General features: G+C 60.8%; 7 protein-coding genes. 3 read left to right on the forward strand and 4 right to left on the reverse strand.

From position 1 onward, the window contains the following. Positions 1 to 278 precede the first annotated feature (278 nt). The 3 genes from ACT67G_RS11220 to ACT67G_RS11230 all read right to left on the reverse strand — a co-directional run bounded on the left by ACT67G_RS11220 (position 279) and on the right by ACT67G_RS11230 (position 3558). Entirely contained in the window at positions 279 to 1538 is a 1260-nt protein-coding gene (locus ACT67G_RS11220) for an extracellular solute-binding protein (RefSeq protein WP_443664292.1), read from the reverse strand. Positions 1539 to 1616: 78 nt separating this feature from the next. Then, a complete protein-coding gene (locus ACT67G_RS11225) occupies positions 1617 to 2456 on the reverse strand; it encodes a carbohydrate ABC transporter permease (RefSeq protein WP_325245920.1) in 840 nt (279 codons plus the stop codon). 112 nt (positions 2457 to 2568) lie between these two features. Beyond that, on the reverse strand, positions 2569 to 3558 hold the full coding sequence (locus tag ACT67G_RS11230; protein WP_325245918.1) for a LacI family DNA-binding transcriptional regulator: 990 nt from the start codon (positions 3556 to 3558) through the stop codon (positions 2569 to 2571). A gap of 307 nt (positions 3559 to 3865) precedes the next feature. Here ACT67G_RS11230 and ACT67G_RS11235 point away from each other — a divergent pair, with 307 nt between their 5' ends. After that, a complete protein-coding gene (locus tag ACT67G_RS11235; RefSeq protein WP_325245916.1) occupies positions 3866 to 4516 on the forward strand; it encodes a DUF624 domain-containing protein in 651 nt (216 codons plus the stop codon). Positions 4517 to 4594: 78 nt separating this feature from the next. On the opposite strand, the gene ACT67G_RS11240 is transcribed toward ACT67G_RS11235, so the two are convergent. Then, positions 4595 to 5350, reverse strand: coding sequence for an exodeoxyribonuclease III (locus ACT67G_RS11240; RefSeq protein ID WP_443664293.1), 756 nt, complete (start codon positions 5348 to 5350; stop codon positions 4595 to 4597). Positions 5351 to 5518: 168 nt separating this feature from the next. Here ACT67G_RS11240 and ACT67G_RS11245 point away from each other — a divergent pair, with 168 nt between their 5' ends. Then, entirely contained in the window at positions 5519 to 6889 is a 1371-nt protein-coding gene (locus ACT67G_RS11245; protein WP_325244146.1) for an MATE family efflux transporter, read from the forward strand. 124 nt (positions 6890 to 7013) lie between these two features. Further along, positions 7014 to 8329 (forward strand): methionine--tRNA ligase (gene metG, locus ACT67G_RS11250; RefSeq protein WP_443664294.1); only part of this gene is annotated, 1316 nt, incomplete at its 3' end.

Raw genomic sequence — 8329 nt, forward strand, 5'->3', positions numbered from 1 at the left:
TAGTTGTAGTCGGTAAAGCTGTATACAAATGTGAAAATCAGGGGATAGGCAGTCATGACCAGCAGCACCACCAGGGTGGGAGTGAGCATGCCGATCCCGAAGCGTTTGGTAGCCGCCTGGGCGCTATTCAATTTTACAATGCCATTATTCTTCATGATGACGACCTCACAATTTGGAGAGGTTTCACCCGGAGGTCCGGGCCGCTTTGGAATGGGGCCGGGACGCCATGCGGCGTCCCGGCCGCCCGATATGCTGAGTTATCGCTGGGAAAAATCGCGTCAGCCGGCCATCAGATCCTCCAGCTGGCTCTGGGCATAAGCAAGGCCCTCATCGATGGTCTTGGTACCCTGGATGATGTTATCCATCTCAGTGCCCAGGATGTTGGTGAACTCGGTCCACTCCTCAATGACAGGACGGTATACGCCGGTCTCCAGAGCGCCGCAGACGGTCTCCAGGTGGGGATAGGTCTGCAGGACAGTCTCATCCAGCAGGCTGGAGTAACGGCAGGGCACGCCGCCGTTTTCAATGGAAGCCTTCTGGACCTCGGGGCTCATCACGTATTCCAGCAGCTCCAGGGCCAGATCCTTGTGGGGAGCGTTGTTGGGGATGCCGATGCACCACACGCCCTGCAGGGCCACGGCGTCCACAGGATCAGAGTCGTCGGTGAGCTTGGTGGGGATGGTGGTGTAGTTGGCGGGGCCGTCGGCGGTGGGCACGTACCAGCCGGGCCAGATCTGGGCCATGGCGGTCTCGCCGGCGGTGACGGAGGCCACGATGTCGTCCTTATCCAGAGTGCTGCCCAGCTCGTACAGGGCCAGGTATTCCTCCATGGCGGCCTTGAACTCGGGGGTATCCACGGTGGGCTGGTTGTTTTCATCCACGACCCAGCCGCCATGGACCACCAGGTGAGGCAGGAAGTCGGAGAGGATGTTGTCGGCGCTGCCGCCGCGGATCAGGAAGCCGTTCTTGCTGGAATCGGCAGCCTTGGTCTTCTGAGCCACGTCCATGATGTCGGCAAAGCTGTCGATATCCTCGGGAGCGTAGCCGGCATCGGAGAGCAGCTGCTTGTTGTACATCATGACGGTGACGTTGCCGTAGTAGGGAGCCAGGTACACGTCCTCGCCCACCTTGCAGATGGTGGTGGTGGCGGGGATGATGTCCTTGTCAAAGCTGTAGCCCATCTCGGTGAGGTTGGCCAGGACGCCGTTGGCGGTGAACTCAGCCATCCAGGAGCCGTCCACCATGCACAGGTCATAGGTACCCTCAGCGTTCACGGCGTCCAGCGCAATGCCGGTGTGCAGATCATCGAAAGACATCAGCAGCACTTCGATATCCACATTGTGCTCTTCTTCGAAGGCAGGCAGGCATTTTTCCAGGACCTCGCCGTAGGCGCCGCCACGCAGAATCAGCGTCATCTTGGTGGGTTCGCCGGAGCCGCCGCCTCCTTCACCACCGGTATCCGTGGAATCACCGCCGCCGCAGGCAGCCAGGGACAGCGTCATGCCAAGGGCCAGGAGCAGTGCAAGCAGTTTCTTCATTTTCATTTCCTCCTAGTCTTTTTTTGTGGGAACTCTTCTTTCCTTCAGGGATGCCGAAATCGCCGGGAATCTATTTTGTTACTCTTTGACAGCGCCGCTTGACAAACCGGAGATCAAGTAGTTCTGTGCAAAGATCACAAACAGGGTAATGGGGATCACGGAAATAACGCCGCCGGCGGCCACCAGGCCGAAGTTGGTGAGGTTATCCTCCGTGTTGAGGACAGACAGGGCCAGGGGCACCGTGTAGTTGGAGGGGCTGCGGGTGAAGATGACGGTGTAAGTGTACTCGTTCCAGGCATACATGAACGAGAGCATGGCCACCGCCGCGATGCCGGGGGCCACCAGGGGCAGCACAATCCGGCAGAACAGCTGCCACTCTGTGGCGCCGTCCACCTTGGCGCTCTCCTCAATTTCCTCCGGCAGATCCCGGAAGAAGCTGATGAGGAACCAGATGATCAGGGGCACATTGATGAGCACGCAGGCCAGGACCACCGGCAGCTTCGTGTTGAGAATGCCGATCTTGCTGAACATGGTGTACAGCGGGATGGTGAAGGCCACGGGGGGCAGCACACGCACCAGCAGCACCCAGTAGGTCATGGGACGCTTGAGCCCGAAGCGAAAGCGCTGGCGGGCAATGATATACGCCGCGCAGATGCCCACGATCAGGGAGATCACCAGTGAGGCACTGGTGGTCTGAAGGCTGTTGATGGTAGCCTGCCCAAAGCCCTTATCCGTAAAGAGGGAAACAAAATGCTCCAGCGTCAGAGAGCCGGGAATGAGGGAAATGTGTCCCTGCATTTCCTCCGTAGGACGGATGGCCATGGCCACCAGCCAGTAGATGGGGAAAAGGGAGATAAAGAGCAGCACCGCGCAGCCTACCCCTTTTGCCGCCGTACTCAAGATCCTCTTTCTTTTCATGCGAACATCCTCCTAAAAAGCCGAATTCCGACCTGCTGAGTATAACGGTCTTCTGTAAAAGGGACCATCGTGTCCCGGAAAAAACCATGTAAAATTTTGTAAAATCAGGATCTCAACTGGAGCGCCGCACCACCAGCCGGGTGGGCACCACCGTCAGCCGGGGGACGTGCTCCTCCCCGCAGAGCACCGCCTTGAGCCGCTCCACACAAAGCAGTCCCATTTGGCGGCAGTCGATATGGACGCTGGTGAGCTCCGGCTCCGTCAGGGCGCAGGCGGTGGAATCGTCGTATCCCACCACCGCCAGATCCTCCGGCACCCGCAGGTGCAGCCGGGCAGCGGCTTTGAGCGTAGCAGCGGCGATGATGTCGTTGGCCGCAAAGACGGCCGAGGGCCGGTCCGGCCGGTCCAGCAGCTCCAGGGCTGTCTGGGTGGCATCCGAAACATTGGGATTGCACAGCTTGATGTCCTCGTCCCGCACCGGCAGCCCGTGGTCCTCCATGACCTCCAGAAACGCGCTGTACCGCTCTCCGGTAATATAGGGAGCAAACCGGCCCGCCAGCATCCCGATGCGCCGGTGTCCCCGCTCCATCAGGTGCTCCACCGCCTGGCGCACGCCGCCCCGCTCGTCGGAGACCACGCAGGGAAGGTCAAATCCCGCCATGCGGTTGTTCACCAGCACCACCGCCACATTCTTGCTCTGGAACTCGCTTACCAGCTCCGCCTGGGCGTCGCCGCCCAGGATCACGCCCTCCACCTGTTTGCTCTGGGCGGTAGCGGAGGCCTGGCTCCAGTCCTCCGCCGTGGAGATCAGCAGCAGGTAGTCCGAGCCGTTGGTCTCCCGCATGATGCCCTCGCAGATGCTGGCGTAGAACTCGTCGAGAATGGTGGCGCCCTTCTTGCAGATGAGAAAGGCGATCTTGTCCGTCCGCTGCCGGGCCATAGCCCGGGCGATGGCGTTGGGGGAGTAGTGCAGGGCCGCCGCCGCCTCATAGACCTTGCGCCGGGTGCCCTCCCGCACCTTCTCCGGCTCGGAAAACGCCCGGGAGATGGTGGCGGTGGATACCCCGGAGAGCCGGGATACATCATAAATGGTGGGGTTCATACGAGCCTCCCCTTTACAGCCCGATGTAAGCGCTTACAAAAAAATCTTCCACAAACGGGGCAGGGCCTGATCACCCTGCCTGTGTACAAATTAACGGTACCATTTGTAGCGAAAGAAATCAAGGGCTTTTTGGCAATTTTATTATATTTTCCCATAAACTTAACATAGATTTTATATATTTCGACAATTTATGCAACCGTTTACATCTTATTTCCCACACTTCCGCGTTGACAAGGGCCCCCGGCGTCTCCTATACTGGAAGAAATTCAGGAACCGGGGCGCATCCCCGGCAAAGGAGGGCGTCGCCTTGAAAAAACGGGGAAGCCTTTGGAAAAAAGTGGTGGACACGGCGGCGGACACCTCGCCGGTGATGCAGACGGCAGGGCGGATCGCCCTGCTGGCGGTAGGGAACCTTTTGTGGCTGGTGTGCTCTCTTCCGGTGGTGACGGCAGGGGCCGCAGCGGCGGGGCTTTACACCGTGCTCTTTGACCGGGTCACCTTTGACCAGGCTCCGGGCGCCTTTTTCCGGGGCTGGCGGCAGCGCTGGAAGACTGCCACCACCGTGTGGCTGCCGGTGCTGGCGGTGGGCGCGGTGCTGGGCGGCGCCTGGCGCATCGTGGTGACGGAGCAGCTCACAAACGCCTTTTTCCCAACGGGGCCGCTGCTGCTGGTGACGGCGGTGTGGGCCATTGTGGCTCAGTGGCTCCTCCCGGTGCTGTGCATCCGGGACGGCTCCTGGACCGAGACTTTCCGGGATGCGGCGCTGTTGGGTCTGGGGGAGCTGTGGCGCTCGGCGGTGATGGCGGCGGCGGACGGAGCCTGTCTGCTGGCCTTTGCATGGTGCGCCTTCTCCCGTTCTGTCACTGCCTGCGGGCTGTGGGCCCTCTTCGGCTTCTCCCTGGCGGCGGCTGTGAAGGTTTGGCTGGCCCGGCCGGTGCTGTGTCCCAAGGAAGAATAACGGGCTTTTGCCCCAAAAGCACGAAAAAGAGACGCCTGTCACGGCGTCTCTTTTGCTTCTCCCGTTGGGGGGCAGTTTTCAGATATCCAGCTCCAGCGTCACCGGGCAGTGGTCGGACCCCAGCACGTCCGTGAGGATCCCTGCCTCCGCCACCTTGTCCCGCAGGCGCTCGGAGACAATAAAATAGTCGATGCGCCACCCGGCGTTGTTCTTCCGGGCGTTGAAGCGGTAGCTCCACCAGGAGTACACCCCGGTGACCTCCGGGTACAATGCCCGGAAGGTATCCACAAAGCCGCTCCCCAGAAGCTCCGTCATCTTGGCACGCTCCTCGTCGGTAAAGCCGGCGTTGCGGCGGTTGGTCTTGGGGTTTTTAATATCGATCTCCTCATGGGCCACGTTGAGATCCCCGCAGTACACCACGGGCTTCTTGGCGTCCAGCTCCATGAGGTAGGCGCGCAGGTCGTCCTCCCAGTGCATCCGGTAGTCCAGGCGCTTGAGGCCCTCCTGGGAGTTGGGGGTGTAGCAGCACACCAGGTAGAACGCCGGGTACTCGGCGGTGATGATGCGCCCCTCGTGGCGGTGCTCATCGTCCCCGAAGTCGTAGGTGACAGCCAGGGGCTCCGTCTTGGTAAAGACCGCCGTGCCGGAGTAGCCGGCCTTGTCGGCGCTGTTCCAGTAGCGGTGATAGCCGGGCAGGTCGAAATCCGCCTGCTCCGGGCGCATCTTCGTCTCCTGCAGGCAGATGATATCCGCGTCCGCCTGGGCGCAGAAATCCAGAAAGCCCTTCCCCAGGCAGGCCCGCAGGCCATTGACGTTCCAGGACACCAGTTTCATGGGTGGTTCTCCTTTGAAAAATAGTCTCCGCCCGCAGGCGGTTGGGTTTCTTTTTTTGATTTTATCCGATTTTCCCGGGAAAAACAAGATTGCCCCCGGGCCCAAAAGCGTGTACAGTATGAAGTAAGGGCGGACAGCCCCTGATGGAGAAAAAAGGAGGCGGGAAACATGGCACAATCAAAAAGCGGACTGCGGAACATGACCGTGGGTTCTCCCGCCGGACACATCTTCTATTTTGCCCTGCCGCTGCTGGCGGGGAGCTTTCTGCAGCAGCTCTACAACATGGTGGACAGCTTTGTGGTGGGCAAGTACGTGGGGGACTCCGCCCTGGCGGCGGTGGGCGTGGGCTTCCCGGTGATCTTCATGTTCACGTCCCTCTTCATGGGTCTCTCCAACGGCGGCACCGTGGTCATCGCCCAGTTTTACGGCGCCGGACGCATGGACCGGGTCCGGGACGCAGTGGACACCATCTACACCTCCTTCGTCTGTGCCGCCGTTCCCGTGACGCTGGCTGCCCTGCTGGCGGTGAAGCCCATGCTGTGGCTGCTGCGGGTGGACGAGAGCGCCTACCACGAGGCCTGGGTGTATCTCATGGTGGTATGCGCGGGACTCATGGGCACCATCGGCTACAACCTCAACGCCGGCATTCTGGGAGGCCTTGGCAACAGCCGCTCCACGCTGCTCTTCCTCTCCATCGCCGCCGTCATGAATATTTTCCTGGATTTTGCCCTGGTGCTGTGGGCGGACATGGGGGTGCTGGGGGTGGCTCTGGGCACCATCATCTCCCAGGCCTTTTCCTGGCTCTTCGGCATCTTTTTCATCAACCGCCGCTATCCCCAGATCCGCATCCGCCCCTTCTGCCGCCGGTTCGACCGGGAACTCTTCCGCCAGATCATGGGCATCGGCCTCCCGGCGGGCATCCAGATGTCCCTGGTGGCGGTGGGGTCCATGGTCATCATGAGCAAGGTCAACTCCTACGGGGAGGCCTATACCGCCGGGTACAACGTGGGCTACCGGCTGGATCAGCTGGCCTTTTTGCCGGTGCAGAGCCTCTCCAACGCCGTCACCGCCTTCGTGGGCCAGAACATCGGCGCCAAACGCCTGGACCGGGCCCGGCGGGGCGTCCGGGTGACGGTGGGATCGGCGGTGGTGTGGTCGTTGGCCATGACGGCCCTTCTGATCCCCTGCGGACCGTTCTTCATCTCCATCTTCTCCCAGACCCCCGCCGTCATCGACGCCGGGGCGGCGTATCTGCGGGGCATCATGCCCTTCTACGCCCTCTTTGCCGTGTTCTTCACCCTCAACAACGCCATGCGGGGGGCGGGGGAGAGCGTCTTTCCCATGGTGAACACCATCCTGTCTTTGATCTTGCTGCGGGTGCCCTCCGTATACCTGATGGCAGCCTACTTCGGCCCCATGTACATGTACTACGGCTTCGGCGTGGGCTGGGCGGTGGGCTTTGCCGCCACGGTGGCCTACTATCTCTCCGGCCGCTGGCTGCGCCACGGATCCCTGGCGGAGGAAAAACAGCAGGAATAAGGCCGTATTTTGCGGATTTTTTCCTCCGGCGCATTGTAATCGGATAAAAGGTCGATTATAATGAATAGTTGTGTCAATACCGGCGCTCTTCCATTCGGAGCCGCCGTGAAAAAGGAGAAACCTCATGGAACAGCAGAAATTCTATATCACAACCCCCATTTACTACCCCTCCGACAAGCTCCACATCGGCCATACCTACTGCACCGTGGCCACCGACGCCCTGGCCCGCTACAAGCGCCTGCAGGGCTATGACGTCATGTTCCTCACCGGCACCGACGAGCACGGCCAGAAGATCGAGGACAAGGCCACCGAGGCCGGCGTCACCCCCAAGGAATTCGTGGACCGCATCGTGGAGGGTCCCCAGGGCGTCAAGGACCTGTGGAAGCTGATGAACATCTCCAACGACCGCTTCATCCGCACCACCGACGATTACCATGTCGCCTCCATCCAGAAGATCTTCCGGAAGATGTACGAAAAGGGCGATATCTACAAGGGCACCTACAAGGGCAAGTACTGCAAGCCCTGCGAGTCCTTCTGGACGGAGAGCCAGCTGGTGGACGGCAAGTGCCCCGACTGCGGCCGGGAGGTCCAGGACGCCGAGGAGGAAGCCTATTTCTTCCGCCTGTCCAAGTACGCCGACCGGATCCGGGACCTGCTGGAGAACACCGACTTCCTCCAGCCCCGCAGCCGCGTCAACGAGATGGTGAAAAACTTCATCGATCCCGGCCTGGAGGACCTGTGCGTCTCCCGTACCAGCTTTACCTGGGGCGTGCCTGTGGACTTTGACCCCGGCCACGTGGTGTACGTGTGGGTGGACGCCCTCTTCAACTACACCACTGCTCTGGGCCTCTTCAACGACAAGTACCACGATTACGACAAGTACTGGCCCGCCGACGTCCACATCGTGGGCAAGGAGATCGTCCGGTTCCACTCCATCATCTGGCCCGCCATGCTCATGAGCATGGAAATGCCGTTGCCCAAGCACGTCTTCGGCCACGGCTGGCTGCTGCTGGACGGCGGCAAGATGTCTAAGTCCAAGGGCAACGTGGTGGATCCCTATATCCTGGCGGAGAAGTTCGGCGTGGACGCCCTGCGCTTCTTCCTGATGCGCACCTTCCCCTTCGGCTCCGACGGCAACTTTAGCAACGAGCTGCTGATCCAGACCATCAACACCGACCTTGCCAACGACCTGGGCAACCTGGTCTCCCGCACCACCGCCATGGTAGGAAAGTACTTCGGCGGTCAGCTGCCGGAGGGCTGCCGCACCTGGGACGCTCCCGAGTCCTTCGACACGGAGCTCATCACCATGGCCTCCGGCCTCCGGGAAAAATACCAGGCCGCCATGGATACCTTCGCCCCCCACAAGGCATTGGACGAGGTCTTTAAGGTCATCCAGCGGGCCAACAAGTATATCGACGAGAACGCCCCCTGGGCCCTGGC

Origin of the sequence: Dysosmobacter sp. (assembly GCF_052306735.1) — a bacterium.
In the GTDB taxonomy this organism is placed as follows: domain Bacteria; phylum Bacillota; class Clostridia; order Oscillospirales; family Oscillospiraceae; genus Oscillibacter.